The organism is Streptomyces lichenis (assembly GCF_023218175.1).
Lineage (GTDB): Bacteria > Actinomycetota > Actinomycetes > Streptomycetales > Streptomycetaceae > Streptomyces > Streptomyces lichenis.
The window spans coordinates 17,462-41,861 of record NZ_JALPTH010000018.1 but is presented as its reverse complement, the minus strand read 5'-3'; the positions used below and the strand labels follow the sequence as shown (position 1 = coordinate 41,861).

Annotated in this window: 19 protein-coding genes, 1 pseudogene and 1 CRISPR repeat array; of the genes and pseudogenes, 17 read left to right on the top strand and 3 right to left on the bottom strand. The window is 72.7% G+C overall.

The features are described 5' to 3' along the window. Positions 1–132 precede the first annotated feature (132 nt). A complete protein-coding gene (locus M1O15_RS18910; RefSeq protein WP_372499509.1) occupies positions 133–1,314 on the bottom strand; it encodes a PP2C family protein-serine/threonine phosphatase in 1,182 nt (393 codons plus the stop codon). Positions 1,315–1,470: 156 nt separating this feature from the next. Between M1O15_RS18910 and M1O15_RS18905 the strand changes: the two genes are divergently transcribed. Continuing rightward, a complete protein-coding gene (locus M1O15_RS18905; protein ID WP_248635127.1) occupies positions 1,471–1,983 on the top strand; it encodes a MarR family winged helix-turn-helix transcriptional regulator in 513 nt (170 codons plus the stop codon). A 139-nt stretch (positions 1,984–2,122) separates the two neighbouring features. Next, positions 2,123–2,476 (top strand): STAS domain-containing protein, encoded by a 354-nt coding sequence (locus M1O15_RS18900; RefSeq protein WP_308282365.1) that lies wholly within the window; start codon positions 2,123–2,125, stop codon positions 2,474–2,476. A 43-nt stretch (positions 2,477–2,519) separates the two neighbouring features. Here M1O15_RS18900 and M1O15_RS18895 read toward each other — a convergent pair whose 3' ends face one another. Continuing rightward, positions 2,520–3,344 carry a DUF1206 domain-containing protein gene (locus M1O15_RS18895; protein ID WP_248635125.1) on the bottom strand — a complete coding sequence of 275 codons (825 nt, stop codon included), beginning with the start codon at positions 3,342–3,344 and terminating at the stop codon, positions 2,520–2,522. A 155-nt stretch (positions 3,345–3,499) separates the two neighbouring features. Between M1O15_RS18895 and M1O15_RS18890 the strand changes: the two genes are divergently transcribed. The 6 genes and pseudogenes from M1O15_RS18890 (at position 3,500) to M1O15_RS18865 (ending at position 8,350) form a co-directional block, all read left to right on the top strand. Then, complete coding sequence (locus M1O15_RS18890; protein WP_248635124.1) at positions 3,500–3,913, top strand: hypothetical protein; 414 nt, start codon at positions 3,500–3,502, stop codon at positions 3,911–3,913. Between the two features lie 110 nt (positions 3,914–4,023). Then, a pseudogene (locus tag M1O15_RS18885) lies at positions 4,024–4,570 on the top strand (GNAT family N-acetyltransferase). A gap of 319 nt (positions 4,571–4,889) precedes the next feature. After that, complete coding sequence (locus M1O15_RS18880) at positions 4,890–5,033, top strand: hypothetical protein (RefSeq protein WP_248635123.1); 144 nt, start codon at positions 4,890–4,892, stop codon at positions 5,031–5,033. Between the two features lie 75 nt (positions 5,034–5,108). Continuing rightward, positions 5,109–6,152, top strand: coding sequence for a 3-isopropylmalate dehydrogenase (locus tag M1O15_RS18875; RefSeq protein ID WP_248635122.1), 1,044 nt, complete (start codon positions 5,109–5,111; stop codon positions 6,150–6,152). Between the two features lie 303 nt (positions 6,153–6,455). Next, positions 6,456–7,547 carry a branched-chain amino acid aminotransferase gene (locus M1O15_RS18870; RefSeq protein ID WP_248635121.1) on the top strand — a complete coding sequence of 364 codons (1,092 nt, stop codon included), beginning with the start codon at positions 6,456–6,458 and terminating at the stop codon, positions 7,545–7,547. A gap of 182 nt (positions 7,548–7,729) precedes the next feature. Next, the gene (locus tag M1O15_RS18865; protein ID WP_248635120.1) at positions 7,730–8,350 is read left to right on the top strand and encodes a dihydrofolate reductase family protein; all 621 of its coding nucleotides are present in this window, start codon (positions 7,730–7,732) and stop codon (positions 8,348–8,350) included. On the opposite strand, the gene M1O15_RS18860 is transcribed toward M1O15_RS18865, so the two are convergent. Beyond that, positions 8,332–9,768, bottom strand: coding sequence for a cytosine permease (locus M1O15_RS18860; protein WP_248635119.1), 1,437 nt, complete (start codon positions 9,766–9,768; stop codon positions 8,332–8,334). The genes M1O15_RS18865 and M1O15_RS18860 overlap by 19 nt on opposite strands. A 224-nt stretch (positions 9,769–9,992) precedes the next feature. Between M1O15_RS18860 and ureA the strand changes: the two genes are divergently transcribed. From ureA to casB, 9 genes are all read left to right on the top strand, one after another. After that, positions 9,993–10,724, top strand: a complete 732-nt coding sequence (ureA, locus tag M1O15_RS18855) for an urease subunit gamma (RefSeq protein WP_248635118.1) — start codon at positions 9,993–9,995, stop codon at positions 10,722–10,724. Next, on the top strand, positions 10,655–12,406 hold the full coding sequence (locus M1O15_RS18850; protein WP_372499513.1) for an urease subunit alpha: 1,752 nt from the start codon (positions 10,655–10,657) through the stop codon (positions 12,404–12,406). Before ureA ends, M1O15_RS18850 begins: the two co-directional genes overlap by 70 nt. A gap of 35 nt (positions 12,407–12,441) precedes the next feature. Beyond that, positions 12,442–13,452 carry an agmatine deiminase family protein gene (locus tag M1O15_RS18845; RefSeq protein WP_248635116.1) on the top strand — a complete coding sequence of 337 codons (1,011 nt, stop codon included), beginning with the start codon at positions 12,442–12,444 and terminating at the stop codon, positions 13,450–13,452. A gap of 130 nt (positions 13,453–13,582) precedes the next feature. Further along, entirely contained in the window at positions 13,583–14,215 is a 633-nt protein-coding gene (locus M1O15_RS18840) for a TetR/AcrR family transcriptional regulator (protein WP_248635115.1), read from the top strand. Between the two features lie 351 nt (positions 14,216–14,566). Beyond that, entirely contained in the window at positions 14,567–16,195 is a 1,629-nt protein-coding gene (cimA, locus tag M1O15_RS18835; protein ID WP_248635114.1) for a citramalate synthase, read from the top strand. Positions 16,196–16,298: 103 nt separating this feature from the next. Next, on the top strand, positions 16,299–17,633 hold the full coding sequence (locus M1O15_RS18830; RefSeq protein ID WP_248635113.1) for a hypothetical protein: 1,335 nt from the start codon (positions 16,299–16,301) through the stop codon (positions 17,631–17,633). 142 nt (positions 17,634–17,775) lie between these two features. Beyond that, positions 17,776–18,536: direct repeats of the CRISPR family, unit length 29 nt; unit sequence GGGACCATCCCCGCATGCGCGGGAAGCAG. A gap of 238 nt (positions 18,537–18,774) precedes the next feature. Next, positions 18,775–21,756: a CRISPR-associated helicase Cas3' gene (cas3, locus tag M1O15_RS18825; protein WP_248635112.1), complete on the top strand. Its 2,982-nt coding sequence runs from the start codon at positions 18,775–18,777 to the stop codon at positions 21,754–21,756. Continuing rightward, complete coding sequence (casA, locus tag M1O15_RS18820) at positions 21,749–23,563, top strand: type I-E CRISPR-associated protein Cse1/CasA (protein ID WP_372499508.1); 1,815 nt, start codon at positions 21,749–21,751, stop codon at positions 23,561–23,563. Before cas3 ends, casA begins: the two co-directional genes overlap by 8 nt. A 130-nt stretch (positions 23,564–23,693) precedes the next feature. After that, positions 23,694–24,368: a type I-E CRISPR-associated protein Cse2/CasB gene (gene casB / locus M1O15_RS18815; RefSeq protein WP_248635111.1), complete on the top strand. Its 675-nt coding sequence runs from the start codon at positions 23,694–23,696 to the stop codon at positions 24,366–24,368. The last annotated feature ends 32 nt before the right edge of the window (positions 24,369–24,400 follow it).

Genomic DNA, 24,400 nt, shown 5'->3' with positions numbered 1-24,400 from the left:
CCCGAGCCGCGGACGGGGCCCCCGCGCCCGTACGACCCGTTCAGCACCTACGACCGGTCGAGGCCGCCGCGCCGTCCCCCGGGTCCGGCCGAACCCTTCGGCCCCTCCGGGCCGCGCGGCACGGAATGAGCGCTACTCCGCAACCGCCCCGGCCCCGGGGCGGCCGTGCCAGTCCAGGCACACCACCATGGCGTCGTCCAGCGTCTCGGTGAGTCGGTAGGAGGCCAGCTCGCGCAGCAGCGCGCCCGGCACCGAGGCCGCCGGGAGCAGGCTGGTCGCCTGGATGCCGCGCACCAGCGCCTTGGGTGCGTACGGCTCGCTCTGCGGCGACACCGCCTGGTACACCCCGTCGCTCACCACCAGCAGCCGGTCGCCCGGAAGCAGGTCGATCTCCTGCACCCGGTAGTCGGACTCCTCGAACATCCCCAGCGGGAACTGCGCGTCCAGCGGGACCCGTTCGACCGAGCGTCCGCGCCGCCGCCACAGCTGCGGGGAGCCGGCGTCCACCGCGTACGCCCGGCCGCTCTCCAGGTCGAAGGACATCAGCAGCGTGGACACGTACAGCGAGCCCCGGTACCGCGCCCACACCGCCTGGTCGGCCAGTGCGGCCTGGTCGGCGATGTCCACGCCCGCCCGCCGGGCGTTGCGCAGGGCGTTGACCGCAAGGGTGGTCAGCAGCGAGGCCTCCACCCCCTCGCTCATCCCGTCGGTGATCGCGACGGTGAGCCCGGCGAAGTCCGACGACCAGTCGAAGTTGTCCCCGTGCACCGCGTACGCGGGCTCCAGCTGCGCCCCGATCTCGTACTCCGGCTGGGCGAAGGCCCGCCCGGACAGGATCTGCCACTGCATCTCGGCCGCGAGCGTCAGCCGGCTGGCCCGCCGGGCGAGCTGGTACAGGTCGGTGTCCCGCTCCGCCACCAGCACCTCGTGCCCCAGCACCTCCGCCACATGGGCCAGCTGCCGGGCCACCGCCTCGGTGGAGTGCTCCGCCGGCAGCCGCACGGCCAGTACGCCGAGCCGCTCACCGCGCACGGTCACCGGAAGCAGATGGGGCACCACACCGTCCCGGGCCGGCTCCGCCCGCGCTTCCTGGCTGCCGAAGGCCCGCCCCGCGGCGCTGGTGTACAGCGGGAGGGCACCCGCCCGGGCGTCGGCGGCGCCCACCGGCTGGAGCACGCTCAGCCCGTAGTCGGCCAGCAGCAGGGCCACATCCGTGGCGCCGTACCAGGCAGCCAGCCGGTCGCGCACGACGTCCACCAGCGCGTGCGGGGGCGCCTCGCGCAGGGATCTCTCGAAATCCGCCATGGTGGTCACAGTCGGATGGTGCCTTCCTCTAGGTATGTCGTGTGGTTCGGGGTATCCGCGGGTACGAGCCGTGCTGCCGGACCGTTGTGCGGGGCGGGGCGTGGGGCGAGTCTCGCCAGTCCTCCCGGGCTGACAAAACGCGCCGGTGGGTGACACAGTGGATCGGTGCCCCGCTTTCCCAGTACGCCACGCCCCCACGACCGGTCGGCGGAAGACGTGTGCGCGGCCGCCGAGCTCCTGGAGGTGGTCTTGGGACGTGGCCAGGAGTCGGCGCCTTCCGGGCCGGTCTCGCCGTCGCAGCTAAGGGCCCTGCTCGTCCTGGAACAGCATGACGGAACGAACCTGCGTGCCCTGAGCGATGCCCTGCACTCCCGCAGCTCCTCCGTCAGCCGCCTCTGCGACCGGCTGGGCGCCATGGGGCTGGTGACCCGGGAACCGAGCGCCACCAGCCGCCGGGAGGTCGAGCTGCGGCTGAGCGCCCGCGGCCGCGCGCTCCTCGCCGACCTGCGCGCCGCGCGGGCCCGGGAGGTCGCGGCGGTGCTGGCCGGCATGGAGCCGGCCGAGGTCGGCGCGCTGGTCAGAGGACTGCTCGCGTTCCAGAGAACCGCCCGGGCGATAGAGGACGCCGCCGGCGGGTCCGATACGGGGGACGGCCACACGGTGGCCGACAGCGCCTAGCTTCATCTCGGGCCCGCTTCCCCTTTCCCCCCGGGTGTCTCCGCCTCCGGAGCGCAGGCGCGATGACACGACGAGGGCAAGACTGTTGCCACGGGGAGAATGTTGTCAAACGGCAACAGTCGAATCTAAGGTGGGGCCCGTGCGTCCTTCCCAGCCTTCCGAACGGGCCCTCCGGATCAACGAGCGCAACGAGAGCGGTGCTCTGATCGTCGCGGTCGGCGGAGAGGCTGACCTGCAGAGCGTCGAACCCCTGCGTACCGTCCTGCGACAGGCGGCCGACAGCGGCTCCCCACTGGTCCTGGACCTCTCCGCGGTGGGCTTCGCCGACTCCACCATGCTCAACCTGCTGCTACAGGCCTTCTCCGACTACGGGCCCCGGCTGCGGATCGCCGCGCCGTCGCCGTTCGTGCGCCGGCTCTTCGTGCTGACCGGCGTGGACACCGTCCTGCCCCTGTACGAGGGAGTGGACGAGGCCCTGGCCGAGGTCTCCTGACCGCCGGGGCCTCTCACGCCGTCCCTGTGACGCCTTCCCGGCGTCAGACCCGGCGCCAGCGGGCCATCGCGAAGCAGAACACCCCGTACAGCGCCAGCCCGGCCGCCACCACGACCAGCAGCCACGGCCCCACCGGGGTGGAGGCGAACGAGCGCAGGGTGTCGTCCACGCCCTTGGCCTGGTCCGGGTCGTAGACCCAGGCCGCGCGGACCGCGAAGCCGCCCGCCGCCAGGAAGACCAGGCCGCGCGCGATACCGCCCGCCACGCCGGTCACATCGACCACCTGACGGGCCCGCCGGGACATCTCACCGAGCTTCAGATGCTTGTGGTACGTGCGCATCCCGGCGCGTATCGCGTTCACCAGACCGGCGATCGCGATCCCCAGACCGACCGCCCCCACCAGCCACCGGCCGGCCGGCAGCTCCATCGCCCGCGCGGTGACGTCCTGCGACTGCTTGTCGCTGGAACCGCCGCCGCCCCCGCTGCCGGCTGCGAAGGCCAGCACCGACCAGGCGACGAAGGCGTAGAACACGCACCGCCCGGCCGACAGCAGCCGGTGGCCCGTCTTCGTCCCCCACACCGCCTCGGACAGCTGCCACACCGCCATACCCGCCAGCCCGATGCCCAGCGCCCACAACAGCACCGAGCCCAGCGGCTGTTCGGCGACCTCGGCGAGCGCCCCGCCCCGGTCGGCCTGTTTGCCCTCGTTCTCGCCGAAGGCCACCCGCAGCGCCAGCACGCCCACCAGCAGGTAGATCACGCCCTTGGCGGCGAAGCCCCAACGGCCCGCCCACTCCAGGGCCTTGCTTCCCTTCCGGCCGCGCGCAGCGCCCCGGGCCCTGCTCTGCACCGTGTTCCATGTGCTCATCTCGTCGGCACCTCCCGTACGCCGTCTGCCCCCGAACACGCCGTGGACTCGGTGTGAACCGGCGGGAGGGAAAGTGTGGGGGCGAGGAGGGAAACGCGCAGTGGCCGTGCACGGGCGGTCAGTTTGCCGAACGGCTGGGCGGTTATCCGCAGGACATGGCTGAGACGACGACGAACAAGACGACCCAGAGCGGCACGGCGACCAAGGGCCGTGCCACGAGCGCCGCCAAGGGCGCCACCCGGACCGCCAAGAACGCCTCCGATTCCGCGACCGACTCGGCCCGTTCCGCTGTCGGCAGCGGCAAGGAGAAGCTGGCCGGTATCGGCGGCGCCACCGCGGAGAAGGCCAAGACGGCCGCCACCAGTGTGCAGTCGGCGGTCGGCACCGCCGCGAAGAAGACGGCCGGCAAGGCCGGCCTGGTCTGGACGGTGGTCAAGGCGCGCAAGGTGATCGCCGCCGGCGCCGGTGCCGGAGCGGCCGCCGTGGTGGCCTCCTCCTACGCGCTCGGCCGCCGCGCCGGCCTGAACCAGCGTGGCCCGATCTCCCGCCTCACCGGCGGGCGGCTCTGAGCCCCGTAGCCCCCTGAACCGAGGGTCGTCGCGGCGAGGATGGCCGGTTACCGGCGGCGCACCCCCATATCCGGTGCGCCGCCGGGGCCGCGCCTGCCAGAGTGGGCGCCATGAGCGACTCCCTGCGCACCGCCCACACCAGTTGAACTCCCGCCCCGCACCCTGGACGCGATACGCGCCATGCTGGACACCGCCTTCGACGGCGACTTCGGCGACGAGGACTGGGACCACGGGCTCGGCGGCGTGCACGCCTGGATCCGCGACGAGCGGGGCGTGGCCGCCCACGGCAGCGTGATCATGCGCCGTGTCGCCCACGCGGGCCGCTCCCACCGCATCGGCTATGTCGAGGCGGTCGCCGTGCGCCCGGACCGCAGGCGCCAGAGCCTGGGCGGCCGGGTGATGGCCGCCCTGGAGGAGGTCGTCGACGGGGCGTACGCCTTCGGCGCGCTCTCCGCCTCCGACGAGGGCGCCGAGCTCTACCGGGGGCGCGGCTGGCAACTGTGGAACGGCCGCATCGAGGCGTACGGGCCGAAGGGCACCGTCCACCTCCCCGACGAGGAGGACTCCACCTATCTGCGCCCCGCGCTGGGCCGCCCGCTCCCCGAGGCCGAGTCCGGCGCCCTGGTCTTCGACTGGCGCGACGGCGACGTGCTCTGAGCTGTCCCGTGCGGCGCGGCTACTTTCCGTACCCGGTGTGATGCTCTGGCCCAGGCTCCGTCTCAGATAGTAGGAAGTCCGAGTAATCGTGGAGACAGGCGCTCCGCTTCCCCTTAGCGTGGAGTGAGCCGAATCCTTTCGCCCCGCTTCATCGAGCGGGCGGCGGTGTCGAGCGCTGTGCCCCGGCAGGTGACCCCTGCGGCCCGCTCCCCGCCTTCCGGCCCTCACCAGCCGACCCGCGCTCTCCTCGCGCCGGTCCGGCCCCTCGCACGGCCTGCCCGGTCCACGGGCACGCCACGGAGCCAAGGAGTCGATCACCATGGCCGCACAGCCCACCGCCCGCCGGGTCCGCCACGTCTCCCGCACCACCGACGCCGACCGCCGCAACGCCGCCGCCGCGCTCCAGCGCGCCCTGGACCGCCGCGACAACGGCGGCGACACCGGGCACCGCCCCACCCGCTGACCCCTGCCGCACGCTCCGCTGTCCATATGGTGGAACGCCGGTGTCAGGCAATGGGACGGGAAGTAGGGTGCCGGCATGTCACGCAGCATCAGTCTCGCAGTGGTCCCCGGTGACGGCATCGGCCAGGAGGTCGTGGCCCAGGGCCTGAAGGTCCTGAGCTCCGTCCTCCCGCAGGATGTGAAGCTGGAGACCAAGGAGTACGACCTCGGCGCAGGCCGCTGGCACCGCACCGGGGAGACCCTCCCCGACAGCGAGCTGGAGTCCCTCAAGGCGCACGACGCCATCCTGCTCGGCGCCATCGGCGACCCGACCGTCCCGGCCGGCATCCTGGAGCGCGGACTGCTGCTGAAGCTGCGCTTCGCGTTCGACCACTACGTCAACCTGCGCCCCTCCCGGCTCTTCCCGAACACCGCCACCCCGCTCGCGGGCCGCCCCGACATCGACTTCGTGGTGGTCCGCGAGGGCACCGAGGGCCCCTACACGGGCAACGGCGGCTCGCTGCGCACCGGCACCCCCGCCGAGGTCGCCACCGAGGTCAGCGTCAACACGGCGTACGGGGTCGAGCGGGTGGTCCGAGACGCCTACGAGCGCGCCCAGGCCCGCCCCCGCAAGAAGCTCACCCTGGTCCACAAGAACAACGTCCTGGTGTACGCGGGCCACCTGTGGAAGAACATCTTCGACCGGGTCGGCAGCGAGTACCCCGAGGTCACCACCGACTACCTGCACGTCGACGCCGCGACGATCTTCTTCGTCACCCAGCCGGAGCGCTTCGACGTCATCGTCACCGACAACCTCTTCGGCGACATCCTCACCGACCTCGCCGCCGCCGTGACCGGCGGCATCGGCCTGGCCGCCTCCGGCAACATCAACCCCACGGGTGACTTCCCGTCGATGTTCGAGCCCGTGCACGGCTCCGCGCCCGACATCGCGGGCCAGGGCAAGGCCGACCCCACCGCCACGGTCCTCTCCGTCGCCCTGCTCCTGCGCCACCTCGGCCTGGACGCCGAGGCGGTCCGCATCGAGGACGCCGTCGCCGCCGACCTGGCCGAACGCGACGGCGCGGCGCCCCGCACCACCGACGAGATCGGCGACGCGCTGGCGGTACGCGTAGCGAGCTGACCCGCCGCTGACACACCTCCCACCAGCCGCCGGGTCGCCCACCAGCACCCGGCGGTTTCTCCTGTGCGGCCCCCGGGTGCCACCATCGAACCAGGACCGCACCAGCGTCCTGCACCCCTCCGGCGGCGGTCCGGGCCCCGGCCCGGACCGCCTCGGGGCCCCTCCGGGCCCTTTCCGGCACACCGCTCCCCGGGCGATAATCGAACGCGGGGCCGCGGCATGCGGGAAAGCTCGGACGTCCTAGCAGGTGCAGCGGCGTGAGCGCGGTCCGCCACACACAAACGGTGAAGGACGAAAGCACTCATGACGACGACGCCCACGATCGAGCTCAAGCCCTCTTCGAACCCGCTGTCCGACGCGGAGCGCGAGGCGATCCTGGCCAACCCCGGTTTCGGCCGCCACTTCACCGACCACATGGTGACCATCCGGTGGACCGAGGGCCGCGGCTGGCACGACGCCCAGCTCACCCCGTACGCCCCGTTGTCCATCGACCCGGCCAACATGACCCTGCACTACGCGCAGGAGATCTTCGAGGGCCTCAAGGCCTACCGCCGCCCCGACGGCTCGGTCGTCACCTTCCGCCCCGAGGCCAACGCCGAGCGCTTCCAGCTCTCCGCCCGCCGGCTCGCCATGCCCGAGCTGCCCGTGGAGACCTTCATCGCCGCCTGTGACGCGCTGGTCCAGCAGGACAAGGCGTGGGTGCCCGAGCACGGCGGCGAGTCCTCCCTCTACCTGCGCCCCTTCATGATCGCGGCCGAGGTCGGGCTGGGCGTCCGGCCGGCCAACGAGTACCTGTTCCTGGTGATCGCCTCGCCGGCCGGCCCGTACTTCCCCGGCGGCGTCAAGCCGGTCTCCGTCTGGCTCTCCGAGAACTACGTCCGCGCCGTCCCCGGCGGCATGGGCTTCGCCAAGACCGGCGGCAACTACGCCGCCTCCCTGCTCGCCCAGGCCGAGGCCGCCGCCAAGGGCTGCGACCAGGTCGTCTGGCTCGACGCCCTGGAGCACCGGTGGGTCGAGGAGATGGGCGGGATGAACCTGTACTTCGTGTACGGGGACAGGATCGTCACCCCCGAACTGACCGGCTCCCTGCTCGCCGGCATCACCCGCGACTCGCTGCTGAGCGTCGCCAAGGACCTCGGTTACACCTCCGAGGAGGGCCGGATCTCCACCGAGCAGTGGCGCCGGGACAGCGAGAACGGCACCCTCACCGAGGTCTTCGCCTGCGGCACCGCCGCCGTGATCACCCCGGTCGGCTACGTCAAGTCCGAGGGCGGCGAGTGGACCCAGGGCGACGGCGGCCCCGGCACCGTCACCATGGCCCTGCGCAAGGCGCTGCTCGACATCCAGACCGGCGCCGCCGAGGACGTCCACGGCTGGACCCACGAGCTGGCCTGAGCGGCACCCGGCAGCCGGGCCGCCGCCATATCCCGGACGGCGGCCCGGCTGCCCGCCGTCCTCCCGACCCGGCGCCTGCCGTCCTCCGGGCCCGCGCGATGAGTTCGCGGGCCCGCGGCGGTCTATTCATCGGACGACCCACCGCGAGGGCGACGACGAGTCGCCACCAGGAGGACGACGCGATGACCACGCATCCGGCCCGGGTGACCTGCGACCTCTCCGTCTCCGTCGACGGATACGCCGCCGGGCTCCACCAGAGTGAGCAGCGCCCGTTCGGTGACGACGGGGGTGACGGCTGGGGCGACCGGCTGCACTCCTGGATGTTCGAGACCCCGGAGCAGCGGCAGCGGCAACTCGACCGGCTGACGGAGGTCGGCGCCTTCGTCATGGGGCGCAACATGTTCGGGCCGGTACGCGGCGCGTGGGACCGGCCGTGGAAGGGCTGGTGGGGCGAGAACCCGCCGTACCACGCGCCGGTCTTCGTCCTCACCCACCACCCGCGCGAGCCGCAGCCCATGGAGGGCGGCACCACCTTCCACTTCGTCACCGACGGCATCGACTCCGCCCTGCGGCAGGCCCGCGAGGCGGCCGGAGAGCGGAACGTCTCCATCCACGGGGGCGCGACCACCATCAACCAGTACCTCGCCGCCGGCCTGGTCGACGAGCTGCGGCTGCACATCGTGCCGTTCACCCTCGGCGCCGGCACCCGGCTCTTCGACGGAGTGCCCTCCCTCGACCTCGAACAGGTGGAGTCGCGAGCGGAGGACTCGGTGACCCATCTGACCTACCGCGTGCCGCGCTGAGCAGCGCCCGGGTCGGAGGCCCGCCCCGCCGGAACCCTCCCACCCGGGGCCAGCACCGCGTACACCACTCCGCCCACCAGCCCCGACAGCACGAAACTGCAGTCCACCCCGCCGGTCAGGGCCAGCAGCGGCCCCTCGTACAGCGGAGTGCCCACGGCCAGCAGGCCCACTGCCGCGCCCACCAGCCAGGCCGCCGTGGCCCGGGGGTGCCAGCCCGCGCGGAACCAGTAGCGCCCGCCCCGGGCCCGCCGGTTGTAGACCTGGAGCGCCTCCGGGTCGTAGACGCCCCGGCAGCGGATGTGCCCCATCAGGGTGATCACCGCCCACGGCGCGCCCAGCGCGGTGAGCAGCAGCACGAACGAGGTCATCGCGGACTGCGCGTCCCAGGAGAAGTGCCCGGCGAAGACGAAGGCGGTGGCGACCACCGCGACGGCCAGGGTGGCCCCGGTACGGCTGGCCCGGGGCACGATCGCGTCCAGGTCGAGACCCATCGAGTAGAGCATCAGCCCCGCGTTGCCCACCGAGCCCGCGGTCGCCGCCAGCAGCAGCGGCACCAGGTACCAGGTGGGGGAGGCGGCGACCAGCGGCCCCGCGTAGTCGGTGCCCGCCCGGGCGGCCAGCGCGGTGAACGTACCGAACAGCTGCGGCACCAGCAGCCCGAGCAGCAGCCCCAGGCAGGTCGCCCGCCACACCGTGCGCGGGGAGTGCCGCAGGGGTGAGACATAGCGGGTGTAGTCGCCGAGCAGGGTGATGAACGCGATCGGCCCGCTCAGCCCGGCCGCCACCGCCGACAGCGTCCAGGTCGGCCAGAAGGAGCCCAGCAGATACGGGGTGTCCGGCGGCGGCGCCGCGGTGAAGTCGCCCGCGTAGGCCGCCAGGCCCACCGCGAGCAGCAGGGTCATCCCGATGGCCAGCACCCGGCTCAGCCGCAGCAGCAGCCGGTAGCCGTACACCGCGGCGACCGCCGTACACCCCGCGAGCAGCGCGTACACCACCCCGTGTGCCGCCCCGCCGTCCGGCAGCCCGACCAGCCGGGCGAGAGTCCCCACCATCACATCGCCGCCGATCCACAGGGTCAGCGCGGTGTAGCCGAGGGACAGCAGCAGCCCGACCACCGAGCCGACCAGCCGGCCGCGCACCCCGAAGAACGCGCCGCTGGAGGTGGAGAGGTTGGTGGCGGTGCGCAGGGAGACCAGCGCGAGCGGTGCGGTCACCGCCACCCCGACCACCGTCCCGGCCACCACCGAGGTCACCGCGGGCCACAGGCCGAGCCCGAAGGAGACCGGCAGCCAGCCGAAGACGATCACCCCCAGGCAGAGGTTGGAGCCCAGCAGGATGGCGATCAGATCGCGCGGCCCACTGGTCCGTTCCGCCTCGGGGATGGTGTCGGTGCCGCGCTGTTCAAGGACTGGGGACATGGGCGTCCTCCCTGCCGGGTCTCGTTCTCCGCTGAGGCGACTTCGCTGTGTTAGAGCGACGCTCAATGTCGGCCACCGGCCACGGCCTCGTCAATGGTTTCCCGCTCTTCCTCTCGATGGTTTTCCTCCGCCCGGCGCGAGCGCTGCCCGCAGCTTGACCGTCCTCGCCCTATGGTTAGAGTGGTGCTCAAACAGCACGGCGTGGAACAGGTAGGTGTGGTGACGTGCGACTGACCCCCACGGAGCGCGACCGGCTGCTGATCTTCGGCGCGGCCGAGCTGGCCCGGGCCCGCCGGGCGCGCGGCCTGCGGCTGAACGTCCCCGAGGCGACCGCCCTGATCGCGGACACCGTCTGCGAGGCGGCCCGGGACGGCCGCCGGCTGGCCGATGCGATCGAGGCGGCCCGCTCGGTGCTCGGCCCCGACGACGTCCTGCCGGGGGTCGCCGACATCGTCACCGAGGTGCATGTGGAGGCCGTCTTCGACGACGGCTCCCGGCTCGCGGTCGTCAGCGACCCCATCGGCGCCGCCGGCGACCCCAGCGGCTCCGACGCGCCCGGCGCCCTGCTCCCCGGCCCCGGCTACGAGGAGCGGCCCCCCGCGCTCACCCTCGCCGTACGGAACACCGCCGCCGTCCCGGTCAGCGTCACCTCGCACTTCCACTTCTTCGAGGCCAACCCCCGCCTCGACTTCGACCGCGCCGCCGCCTACGGCATGCGGCTCGCCGTGCCCGCCGGCTCCTCCTTCCGCTTCGACCCCGGCGGCCGGGCCGAGGTGGGGCTCGTCCCCCTCGGCGGCGAGCGGATCGCCATCGGCTTCGCCGGCCTGGTCGACGGCCCGCTGGACGCCCCCGGCGCCAAGGCGGAGGCCCTGCGCCGGGCCGCCGCCTGCGGCTACCTGGGCGCCACCCCCCACGACGCAGACGACAACGCCCCCGGAGCGGAGGAGAAGGACTGATGGACCCCTACGAGTACGCCTCCGTCCACGGCCCGCGCACCGGCGACCGGGTCAGGCTCGGTGACTCCGGGCTGACCGTGCGCGTGGAGTCCGACGCGCAGAAGCCGGGGGAGGAGTTCCTCGCCGGCTTCGGCAAGACCGCCCGCGACGGACTGCACCTCAAGGCCGCCGCCGTCCGCGACACCTGCGACGTGGTCATCAGCAACGTGCTGCTCATCGACGCCGTCCAGGGCATCCGCAAGGTGTCCATCGGCATCCGCGAGGGCCGTATCCACGCCATCGGCCGGGCCGGCAACCCGGACACCCTCGACGGGGTGGACGTCGTCACCGGCACCGGCACCTCCATCGTCTCCGGCGAGGGCCTGATCGCCACCGCCGGCGCCGTGGACACCCATGTCCATCTGCTGTCGCCGCGCATCATGGAAGCCTCCCTCGCCTCCGGCGTCACCACCATCATCGGCCAGGAGTTCGGTCCTGTCTGGGGGGTTGGCGTCAACTCGCCATGGGCGCTGCGCCACGCGTTCAACGCCTTCGACGCCTGGCCGGTCAACATCGGCTTCCTGGGCCGCGGCTCCTCCTCGCACGACGCCCCGCTGATCGAGGCGCTGGCCGAGGGCGGCGCCTCCGGCTTCAAGGTGCACGAGGACATGGGCGCCCACACCCGCGCCCTGGACACCGCGCTGCGGGTCGCCGAGGAGTACGACGTCCAGGTCGCCCTGCACAGCGACGGGCTGAACGAGTGCCTGTCCGTCGAGGACACCCTGAAGGTGCTGGAGGGCCGCACCATCCACGCCTTCCACATCGAGGGCTGCGGCGGCGGGCACGTACCCAACGTCCTGAAGATGGCGGGCGTCCCCAATGTCATCGGCTCCTCCACCAACCCCACCCTGCCCTTCGGGCGGGACGCGGTCGCCGAGCACTACGGGATGATCGTCTCCGTCCACGACCTGAAGACCGACCTGCCCGGCGACGCCGCCATGGCCCGCGACCGCATCCGGGCCGGGACCATGGGCGCGGAGGACGTGCTGCACGACCTCGGCGCCATCGGCATCACCTCCTCGGACGCCCAGGGCATGGGACGGGCCGGCGAGACCGTGCGCCGGACCTTCGCCATGGCCGGGAAGATGAAGGCCGAGCTCGGCCCGCTGGAGGGCGACGGGGACGGCGACGACAACGCCCGCGTGCTGCGGTACATGGCCAAGCTGACCATCAACCCGGCGATCGCCCACGGCCTCGCCCACGAGATCGGCTCCGTCGAGGTCGGCAAGCTCGCCGACATCGTGCTGTGGCGGCCCGAGTTCTTCGGCGCCAAGCCGCAGCTCGTCCTCAAGTCCGGCTTCCCGGCGTACGGGGTCGTGGGCGACCCCAACGCGGCCACCGACACCTGCGAACCGCTGGTCCTCGGCCCGCAGTTCGGCGCGTTCGGCGCGACCGCCGCCGACATCTCGGTGGCCTTCGTCTCCGGCGCCGCCGCCCAGGCCGGCAACGACCTGATGCCCACCCGCCGCCGCCGGGTCGCGGTACGCGGCACCCGCGGCATCGGCCCCGGCGACCTGCTGCTCAACTCCCGGGTCGGCGACGTCCAGGTGGACTCCCGCAGCGGCCTGGTCACCCTGGACGGCGACCCGCTCAGCTCCGAGCCGGCCGAGTCCGTCACCCTCAACCGCCTCTACTTCCTCTGACCCCCCGCTTCTCCCCGCCGCAAAGGAATCCCCCGATGTTCCGCATGCCCGCCGAATGGGCCCCGCACGAGCGCACCTGGATGGCCTGGCCCGGCCCCAACCCGACGTTCACCAGCGAGGCCGAACTGCGTGAGGCCCGCGAGGCCTGGGCGGCCGTCGCCCGCGCCGTACGCCGCTTCGAGCCGGTCACCGTGGTGCACGGCCCCGGACAGGCCGACGAGGCCCGCGCCCTGCTCGGCCCGGACGTCGACCTGGTCGAACGCGACCTGGACGACGCCTGGATGCGGGACATCGGCCCCACCTTCGTCACCGACGGCAACCGGCTCGCCGCCGTGGACTGGGTCTTCAACGGCTGGGGCGCCGCCGACTGGGCCCGCTGGGAGCACGACTCCAAGATCGCCCGCCAGGTCGCGGACCTCGCCGGGGTCCCCGTACACGCCAGCGACCTGGTCAACGAGGGCGGCGCCATCCATGTGGACGGCGAGGGCACCGTACTGCTCACCGACACCGTCCAGCTCGGCCCCGAGCGCAACCCCCGGTGGACCCGCGAGCAGGTCGAGGCGGAGATCCACGCCAAGCTCGGCACCACCAAGGCGATCTGGCTGCCGCGCGGCCTGACCGGCGACTACGGGGTGTACGGCACCCGCGGCCATGTCGACATCGTCGCCGCCTTCGCCCGCCCCGGCACCGTCGTCGTCCACACCCAGCCCGACCCGCGCCACCCCGACCACGAGCTGTGCCGGTCCAACGTCGAACTGCTGCGCCGCCAGACCGACGCCAAGGGCCGCCCGCTGGAGGTCGTCGAGATCCCCGCCCCCACCGTCCTGGAGGAGGACGGCGAGTGGGTCGACTACTCCTACATCAACCACTACCTCTGCGACGGCGCCGTGATCCTCTGCGCCTTCGACGACCCGCGCGACGAGGAGGCCGCCGCGACCTTCCGCCGGCTCTTCCCGGACCGCGAGGTCGTCCTGGTCGACGCCCGCGCCATCTTCGCCGGTGGAGGCGGCATCCACTGCATCACCCAGCAGCAGCCGGCCGTCTGACCGCCCCTGTCTCCGGGGGCGGCCCGCCCAGCCTCAGGCCGCCCCCGCACATCGGGTACAACGTACGAATGACCACCCCCGCCCCCGTATCTCCCGCTTCCCCCGTCTCCCTCCGAAGGACGGCCGCCGTATGACCCCCGCCGCCCGGCGGCGCAACAGCGCCCCGCCCCGTGAGGCGCTCCTCGCCGCCGCCATGGCGATGATCGCCGAGCACGGCCTCGACGGGCTCACCATGGCGGGTCTCGGCCGCGAGGTCGGCATGAGCAGCGGCCACCTCCTCTACTACTTCCGCACCAAGGACGAGCTGCTGCTCCAGACCCTGGAGTGGAGCGAGGGCCGGCTCGGCGCCGAACGCAGCGCCCTGCTGTCCCGGGGGACGCTGCCGGTACGGGAACGGCTGCTGGCGTACGTGGACCTGTACGTGCCCGAGGGCCCGCGCGACCCGCACTGGACGCTCTGGCTGGAGGTCTGGAACCGCTCCCAGTACGCCGACGCGGACGCCCGCGCCCGGCAGGCGGCCATCGAGCGGGCCTGGCACCGCGACCTGGTCGCCCTGCTCGCCGAGGGCATATCGCGCGGCGAACTGCGCCGGGTCGACCCCGACCGCATCGCCGCCCGGCTGCGCGCCCTGCTGGACGGCTTTAGTGTGCACGTCGCCGTCGGCATCCCCGGCGCCGGACGGGAGACCGTCCTCACCCACGTACACGAGTTCATCGACGACACCCTCCTCCCCACCCCTCTCCCCGGTCTGCCCGCATCCTGAGACCGATGTCCACCCCCCACCCGCCCTGTGGCAAACTACCCGCGTGCTTGCTACCGCCGTGATTATGGGCAGCAGCGCGCCGGTCCGCCGTGACCACTGAACCCCGCGGAAACCCCCGCGGCAGTGGACACCGTGTCCCAGACCCGCGCGCAGACCTCTCGCATCCGCGAGGGGTCTTTTCGTTTTCCGGCCCCAACCCCGCCGGAGGACGTCAGCGCGCGAGAATGGGGGCAGGTGGAGCCCGCCCTTCCGGTGCCGGTGGCCGTACCGACGACACCCCAGCCGTCACCCAGCCGACACCCGCGCCGGCCCGGAACCCCCGGAGCCACTTCCCCTGGAGCCCACACCGCCATGACCCCAGACCCCAGCACCCCCCTTTCCTCCTCCCCCCGCCCCCACGACGACTTCCACATCTTCGACACCACCCTGCGCGACGGCGCTCAGCGCGAGGGCATCAACCTCACCGTCGCCGACAAGCTGACCATCGCCCGCCATCTGGACGAGTTCGGCGTCGGCTTCGTGGAGGGCGGCTGGCCCGGTGCCAACCCCCGGGACACCGAGTTCTTCGCCCGCGCCCAGCAGGAGATCCGGTTCAGGAACGCCCAGCTCGTCGCCTTCGGCGCCACCCGCCGCGCGGGCACCACCGCCGCCGAGGACCCCCAGGTCAGGGCCCTTCTCGCGTCCGGCGCCCCGGTCATCACCCTGGTCGCCAAGTCCCATGACCGGCATGTCGAGCTGGCCCTGCGCACCACCCTGGACGAGAACACCGCGATGGTCCGCGACACCGTCTCGTACCTGGTCGAACAGGGGCGCAGGGTCTTCGTGGACTGCGAGCACTTCTTCGACGGCTACCGGGCCAACCCCGGATACGCCAAGGCCGTCGTCCGCGCCGCCGCCGAGGCCGGGGCGGAGGTCGTCGTCCTCTGCGACACCAACGGCGGCATGCTCCCGGCCCAGATCCAGGCCGTGGTCGCCACCGTGCTCGCCGACACCGGGGCGCGGCTGGGCATCCACGCCCAGGACGACACCGGCTGCGCGGTCGCCAACACCCTGGCCGCCGTGGACGCCGGCGCCACCCACGTCCAGTGCACCGCCAACGGCTACGGCGAGCGGGTCGGCAACGCCAACCTCTTCCCGGTCGTCGCCGCCCTGGAGCTGAAGTACGGCAAGCGCGTCCTGCCCGACGGGGCCCTGGCCGAGATGACCCGGATCTCCCACGCCATCGCCGAGGTCGTCAACCTCTCCCCGTCCACCCACCAGCCCTACGTCGGCCTCTCCGCCTTCGCCCACAAGGCCGGGCTGCACGCCTCCGCGATCAAGGTGGACCCGGACCTCTACCAGCACATCGACCCCGAGCAGGTCGGCAACACCATGCGGATGCTGGTCTCCGACATGGCCGGTCGCGCCTCCATCGAGCTCAAGGGCAAGGAGCTCGGCATCGATCTGGACGGCGACCGCGAACTGGTCGGCCGGGTGGTCGAGCGGGTCAAGGAACGCGAGCTGGCCGGCTACACCTACGAGGCCGCCGACGCCTCCTTCGAGCTCCTGCTCCGCGCCGAGGCCGAGGGCCGCGCCCGCCGCTATTTCCGCACCGAGTCCTGGCGGGCCATCGTCGAAGACCGCCCCGACGGCACCCACGCCAACGAGGCCACCGTGAAGCTCTGGGCCAAGGGCGAGCGGATCGTCGCCACCGCCGAGGGAAACGGCCCGGTCAACGCCCTGGACCTGGCCATGCGCGCCGGCCTCGAACGCATCTACCCCCAGCTGGCCAAGCTCGAATTGGTCGACTACAAGGTCCGCATCCTGGAGGGCCGCCACGGCACCCAGTCCACCACCCGCGTGCTGATCGCCACCACGGACGGCGAGGGCGAGTGGTCCACGGTCGGCGTCGGCGAGAACGTCATCGCCGCGTCCTGGCAGGCCCTGGAGGACGCCTACACCTACGGCCTCCTCCGCGCCGGCGTAGACCCCGCCGAGTAAGGGCCTGCGTCCAAGATCCGACCGACGAGAAGTGGGCCTCTACAGTTTCTCTCCCCGGGTCCCATATCCCCCCTTTACCTCCCATGGGCGTACTGTCGGTGGTATGAGGACCAGGCCGTTCACCCTTCTGTCGGCCTTGGCGGGGCTGACGCTGCTGCTGATCCTGGCCCTGGCCCCCAGCGCGGGGGCCAAGGCCACGGATCTGTCCGACGTGGCCCGGGCGCTGAAACAGAGCCCGGTGTACGTGCACCCCGACGCCGCCGACCAGCTCTCCAAGGCCCAGGCCGACGCCCTCGCCGACAAGATCACCAAGGCCGACAAGCCCCTCTTCGTCGCCGTCCTCCCCGCGAGCGCCCAGTTCCCAGCCGACGGCCTGCTCAACAATCTCCGCACCCAGACCGGAGTCACCGGCCTCTACGCCGTCCGGCTCGGCGACCGCTTCGCCGCCGCCTCCGACCGCGCCGTGATGCCGACGCAGTCCGTCCGCAACCTGGTGAACTCCGTCCGCACCCCCGGCGCAGACGCCAACACCGAGCTGAACAACTTCGTCGACCAGGCCCTGCCCCAAACCCGCGGCTCCGCCCCCGGCACCTGGAGCGGCGTCCCGGACAACGGCCCCAGGGCCCCCGTCGCCGGCCTGATCACCATCGGCGCCCTCGCCGCGGCCGCCGGCGCCACCGCGCTGACCGTCTCCACCCGCCGTCGCCGCCGCCAGGAGCGCGAGGACCAGGAAGCCCTCGCCAAGCTCCGCACCGTCGTGGACGAGGACATCACCGCCTACGGCGAAGAGCTCGACCGCCTCGACTTCCACCCCGGCGCGGCCTCCGCCGACGACGCCATGCGGGCCGACTACGAGCATGCCCTCGACTCCTACGACCAGGCCAAGTCCCTGATGGACCGGGCGCGGCACCCCCGGGACGTCCGCGCGGTGACCGAGGCACTGGAGGACGGCCGCTTCTCCCTGGCCGTCCTGGCCGCCCGCCGCGAGGGCCGCCCGCTTCCCGAGCGGCGGGCGCCGTGCTTCTTCGACCCACGCCACGGCCCGTCCACCACCGACGTCGAATGGTCACCGCCCGGCGGCCAGACCCGCGAGATCCCCGTCTGCCAGGCCGACGCCACCCGCCTCGCCGAGGGCCGCGACCCCATGGCCCGCACCGTGGACACCCCCGACGGCCGACGCCCCTACTGGGAGGCCGGACCCGCCTACGGCCCCTGGGCCGGCGGCTACTTCGGCGGCGGCCTGCTCCCCGGCCTCCTGGTCGGCACCATGCTCGGCTCGATGCTCCACACCCCCGCCTACGCTGCGGACTACGGCGGCGCCGGCTTCGAGGGCGGCGACTTCTCCGGCGCCGACTTCGACTCCTCCTCCTTCGGAGGCAGCGACTTCGGCGGCGGCGACTTCGGCGGAGGCGGCGACTTCGGCGGCGGAGGCTTCTGAGGTGCCCTCCGTCGAGGATCCCGTAGCGCAGGTTCGCCCTACTGCCCCCACCAGGCTGGTCCCCTGCCACCAGCTGGTGCCTGGACCAGCCCCTCACATGCGGGAAGCAGAACCGCCGCTTGTGCCGGGCCATCAGGTTGTCGGGACTATCCCCGCGTGCGCGGGAAGCAGGGCCCACTTGGCTCCGGGTACGCGCTGGACCAGGGGCCATCCCCGCGTGCGCGGGAAGCAGTCCTCGGCGGGGTGGTCGGTCTCGCCGGGGTGGGGGCCATCCCCGCGTGTGCGGGAAGCAGTGCCGGCGGCGCCGGGCCCGAGGAGGGTGAGGAGGGCCATCCCCGCGTGTGCGGGAAGCAGGCTGCACAGGCCCTCCGTCGGCTGCGGACGATGGGGCCATCCCCGCGTGTGCGGGAAGCAGATTCCCGCGCACAGGTCGATGACCCGCTCTCCGGGACCATCCCCGCATGCGCGGGAAGCAGATGGCCCGCCCCCAGGAGCGCACCCGCCTGCTGGGACCATCCCCGCATGCGCGGGAAGCAGCGAACGACCTCTTCGATCGGGATGGGCAAGCGGGGACCATCCCCGCATGCGCGGGAAGCAGTTGAGTCGCTGCCATGCCCAGTCGCCGCGGTAGGGACCATCCCCGCATGCACGGGAAGCAGGTGCCGTTGCCGGTGGCACCGTGGTCCTTGACGGGACCATCCCCGCATGCGCGGGAAGCAGCAGCGCTTCAACATGTTCGGCGAAGACCCCAAGGGACCATCCCCGCATGCGCGGGAAGCAGAACGCTCCGACGGCCAAGTGGGACGGTCTCCCGGGACCATCCCCGCATGTGCGGGAAGCAGTGGAAGACCTCCCAGATCGTGTAGTCGAACCAGGGACCATCCCCGCGTGTGCGGGAAGCAGGCTGCGCGACCTGGGCGTTTACCCGACCGGGGCCCAGATTCCTCGCACTTTCGCCGATCGCGACATAGCGCCCATAGCTCCCACGCCCTCCTCCTCGGCCCGGCCGATCACCAGGTAAAGCGATCAGCATACGTCCGTCACGCCACACCACGGGCGATCATGCATCGATACAGCCGACAAGCACCCCAGTTTCGCCAAACGCCGTACCCGCACACCCACTTGACGATATTCCTCTGGCATGACGACAGAGGGTCACTCCCACCCCACCCTGCGCCGCCGCATCGGCGCGCCCGCCGCAGCAGTGTGGGCCAAGCACGACCGCAGGACCGACGGGTGGCTGCCCCTCTGGTGGCACATGGCCGACAGCGCCGCGGTCGCCGGGCTGCTCTGGGACACGTGGCTGCCTGCCAGAATCCGCGCCCTCATCGCCGCCGTCCTCCCGCGCGGCGAGGCCGACGCCCGGCGGCTGGTCGTCTGGCTGGCCGCCGTCCATGACATCGGCAAGGCGACACCCGCCTTCGCCTGCCAGCTCGACGGGCTCACCGACCTCGCCGACCGCATGCGCGGACACGGCCTCCACATGCGTTCCCACAAGGCCATGGGCGCCGACCGCCGACTCGCGCCCCACGGACTGGCCGGACAGGTACTGCTCGGTGAGTGGTTGGAGCAGCAGCACGGCTGGACCGGCCGTCAGACCGGGCAGTTCACCGTCGCCGTGGGCGGCCACCACGGCGTACCGCCCGAGCACGGCCATATCCACGCCCTCGACGGCCACGACGAACTCCTCCGTACCCCCGGGCCCAGCCGCCGGCTGTGGCACACCGTCCAAGCCGAACTGCTCGACGCCTGCGCCGACGAGTACGGCGTACGCGACCGGCTGGCCGAGTGGCGCACCGTCAAGCTTCCGCAGCCCGTCCAAGTCCTGCTCACCGCGCTGGTGATCGTCTCCGACTGGATCGCCAGCAACCCCGACCTCTTCCCCTACTTCCCCGAGGACGTCCCGCGGACCGACGAGGAGCGCATCACCGCAGCCTGGCGCGGCCTCGACCTGCCCGCCCCCTGGGCGCCCACCGACCCTCTCGGCGACGCCCAGCAGCTCATCGCATCCCGCTTCGACCTGCCGCCGGGTGCCAAGGCGCGCCCCGTCCAGGAGGCGGCCGTGGAACTGGCCCGCACCATGCCCGTACCGGGCCTGATGGTGATCGAGGCGCCGATGGGCGAGGGCAAGACCGAGGCAGCCCTCGCCGTGACGGAGATCTTCGCGGCCCGCTCCGGCGCCGGGGGAGTCTTCTTCGCTCTGCCGACCATGGCCACCGGAAACGCCATGTTCCCCCGTCTGCTGGACTGGATCGACCGGCTGCCCCTGCCGGACGGAGCCCGCCACTCCGTTCACCTCGCCCACTCCAAGGCCGCCCTCAACGAGCAGTTCACGGACCTGATGCCCGGAAGCGGAAGCGTCGCCGCCGTCGAGCTGGACGCCGACCAGCATCAGGACCGGTCGCAACACCCCCGTCCGCGCCCCCATCAAGGCGACCGCGCCGCCCCCGAACTCGTCGCCCACGCCTGGTTGCGCGGCCGCAAGAAGGCGATGCTGGCCTCGTTCGTCGCAGGCACCATCGACCAGCTCCTCTTCGCCTCGCTGAAGAGCCGCCACCTCGCCCTGCGGCACCTCGCCCTCGCCGGCAAGGTCGTCGTCATCGACGAGGCGCACGCCTACGACACCTATATGAGCGTCTACCTCGACCGGGTGCTCTCCTGGCTCGGTGCCTACCGCGTGCCGGTCGTCGTGCTCTCCGCCACGCTCCCCGCCGCCCGGCGCCGCGAGCTCGTGCAGGCGTACGCCGGCGCAGACGGCCCCGCCGCAACCGGCCCCGCCTTCCAGGAAGTCGGCCAGACCGACGCGTATCCCCTGCTCACCGCCGTGAACCCCGGCAGTGGCGCAGCACCCCTCCTCCGCGACCCCGCGCCCTCCGCCCGCTCCACAGCCGTCCTGCTCGAACACCTCGGCGACGACCTGAGCACGCTCACCGACCGCCTGGCCACCGAGCTCGCCGACGGCGGCTGCGCCCTCGTCGTACGCAACACCGTCCCGCGCGTCCTGGAAACCGCCCAGGCCCTGCGCGCCCACTTCGGTGAAGCGAGCGTCACCGTCGCCCACTCCCGCTTCACCGACCTCGACCGCTCCGCCAAGGACGCCGGGCTCCTCGACCTCTTCGGTCCGCCCGAAAAGACCACCGACCGCCCACCCGGCCCTCGTATCGTCGTGGCCAGCCAGGTCGCCGAGCAGTCACTCGACATCGACTTCGACCTCCTGGCCACCGACCTCTGCCCGGTCGATCTGCTGCTCCAACGGATGGGCCGCCTCCACCGCCACCAGCGCGGTGCCGGCCAGAGCCAACGCCCGCAGCGCCTCCGTACCGCCCGCTGCCTCCTCACCGGGCTGCTCAACGACGCCGAGTGGAAGGGGGCCGACGCGCCCCTTCCGGTACGTGGATCGATCGCCGTCTACGGCGAGTACGCCCTGCTGCGCTCCGCCGCCGCACTCCTGCCCCACCTGGCCGGACCGTCCCTGAACCGAGCCCGGGTCCGGCTGCCCGAGGACATCAGCCCCCTCGTCCAGCAGGCGTACGCGGACGAGTCACCCGTCCCCGCCGACTGGGCCGAGGCCCTGGACCGGGCCCGTGAGGCGTACCGGCACCACCGCGCCGACCAAGCCGAACGCGCCGCCGTCTTCCGGCTCGACACGGCCGGAAAGGCCGGCAAACCGCTGTTCGGCTGGCTCACGGCAGGCGTCGGGGACGCCGACGACACCCCGAACGGCCGGGCCCAGGTCCGGGACAGCCGCGAGAGCCTGGAGGTCATCGTCGTCCAGCGGCATGCCGACGGTAGCCTCACCACCCTCCCCTGGCTGCCCGCCGACAGCGGAGGCCGCGTTCGGGCCGGCCTGCATCTGTCCCAGGACCAGGCACCGCCCCCCTTCTCCGCCCGCACCGCCGCGAGTTGCGCGCTGCGCCTGCCGACTGAGTACAGCTACGCCGAGACAGCGGACCGCGCCATCGCCGAGCTGGAGCAGCTCTATCTCCCCGCCTGGCATGCCAAGGACAACCACTGGCTCGCTGACCAGCTGATTCTTCCGCTGGACGAGCGTTGTCAGACCCACCTGGCAGGCTTCCATCTCAGGTACAGCCCTGCTGACGGCCTGGAGGTGACCCGTGCCTGAACAGACACCGGACGTCGTGGACACCCACCCCGACCTCACCACCGACCCTGCTCCCAACCCCACCACCGACCCCGCCCCCACCTTCGACCTGATCACCCAGCCCTGGATCCCCGTCCTCCGACAGGACGGCTCCCAGGACGAGTTGTCCCTTCACGAGGTCTTCCTCCACGCCGCCGACCTGCGGCGGATCGTCGGTGACCTGCCGACCCAGGAGTTCGCCCTGCTGCGCCTCCTCCTCGCCGTCGCCCATGACGCCCTCGACGGGCCGGCGGACATCGACGCCTGGGCCGAACTCTGGGACGACCCCGCGTGCTTCGCACCCGTGGAGGCCTATCTCGACCGGCACCGCCACCGTTTCGACCTCCTCCACCCCCACACCCCCTTCTTCCAGACCACCGGCCTGCGCACCGCCGCTGACGACGTCTTCTCCCTCAACCGGATCGTCGCCGACGTACCGAACAACGAGCCGTTCCTCAGCGCCCGGATGCCGGCCGTCGATCGGCTCACCTACGCCGAGGCCGCCCGCTGGACCGTGCACGCCCACGCCTACGACACCTCGGGCATCAAGACCGGCGCGGTCGGCGACGACCGGGTGAAGGGCGGCAAGGTCTATCCGCTCGGAGTCGGCTGGGCGGGCAACCTCGGCGGCGTCTTCGCCGAGGGAGCGAACCTGCGCGAGATGCTGCTGCTGAACCTGGTCGCACCCGACACCCCCTACCTGGATCCGGTGGCCGACGGTGGCGCCGCCGCCGACGCCCCGGCCTGGCGCCGCGATCCCTGCGGCCCCGGCGGCGCCGAACGGCCCCCCACCGGCGTACGCGACCTCTACACCTGGCAGTCCCGCCGCCTCCGCCTCCACCATGACGCGGACGGGGTGTACGGCGTGGTGCTCGGTTACGGCGACCCCCTCCCGTCCCGCAATATGCACAAGCGCGAGCCGATGAGCCTCTGGCGCAGAAGCGAGGCCCAGGAGAAGAAGCTGCTCCAGCCGCTGGTATACCTCCCACGCGAACACGACCCGAGCCGCTCCGCCTGGCGGGGCATCGCCGCCCTGGTCGTGGGCCGGGGAGAGCCCACCAGGAGCGGCGAGCCCGCCAAGTTCCTCCGCCCCGGCGTCCTGGAGTGGATCTCCTACCTGGTCACCGAGGGAGCGCTGCCCCGCACCTTCCCCATCCGGACGCGGATCGTCGGCGCGGTCTACGGCACCCAGCAGTCCGTGGTGGACGACATCGCCGACGACCATCTGGACCTGGCCGTGGTCCTCCTGCACCAGCAGGATCGCTCCTACGCCCGACAGGCCGAAGCCGCCGCCGACGAGGCCGAGAAGGCGGTCATCGCCCTGGGCGACCTGGCCGGAAACCTCGCCCGCGCCACGGGCAGCTCCGAGGACGGCCCCCGGGCCACCGCCCGCGACCTGGGCTTCGGCGCCCTGGAGATCCCGTACCGCCACTGGCTGAGGGAACTCGGGCAGGCCGAGGACCCGACCGAGTCCCGGAGCCGCTGGCAGCGCCAGGTGCACGACATCCTCAGCCCTCTCGCCGGCCGGCTGATCGCCGACGCCGGTGACAACGCCTGGCAGGGCCGGACCGTCCCCACCCGGCAGGGCGGCACTCAGTGGCTCAACTCCGCCTTGGCGGACCGGTGGTTCCGCGCGGCTCTCAACAAGTGCCTGGCCCACCCCTACGCGCGCGATGACCGCGACGACGCGGAAGACCCGGACACGTCCCCCGCCGCCGCCCGCGCACCACAAGCCCGTACCCCGGCACCGCGGAACGCCCGCGCCTCCGATGCCCCCACACCAGCGTGAGCCCACCCCGCCGCCCGCCACCCCCATCCCCCTCGCCCCGCTCCCTCCCCTCGCCTACCTTCCCCCCTCACCGTCCACCCTCCCTCCTCCTTCCTCCCGTCGGTCCGCCCTCAACCCTGAAGGTGCCCGTATGACCACACCCTCCGCCCCTCCCACGGCCTCCGCATCCGTCCGCGAGCGGGTGAGCAAGCTCGCCCACAGCAGCATCACCACCTTCCAGCAGGGCTATCTGCGGGACGATCCGAAGGACGTGGCTGCCCTGGCCCGGCTGCGGCGCGGGGCAGGCCGGGGCGCGGGTGAGGTCCCCGACCTCTGGACGCTCATCGACACCGGCGAGCTGCACAGCACCTCCGAGGGCGACCGGCCGCTCGGCGAGCAGGAGCTGACCCGCGCCGAAGACGCCCTCCATGTCGCCCTCACCCTCTGGGCCGTCCACCAGCAGTCCCGCCGTACCGGGATGCACCAGCCGTCACACCACCGGCAGCGGCCCACCGGCCTTGGCGCCTCCGTCCGCCGCATGATGCAGCCCGACCAGGTCGATGAACCCCTCCGCAAGCGCTTGGTCCGCGCCGGGGCCGCGCCCGACCTCACCGCGCTCTCCCAGCGGCTGCGGGACCTGGTCGTCCTGCTCCGCGGTGAGGAGATCCCACTCGACTACGGGCTTCTCGCCGGACAGCTCTACACCTGGCAGTGGCCCGGCGGAGCGGGCACGGTACGCCGCGAATGGGGCCGCTCGTTCCACGCCTGGCACGAACCGCGTCCAGCCGACGCCCCGCCCCCAGCACCACCCACCCCGGCCGACTGACCCCCCGCCGCCGCCGGCCCCAGCACCCACCC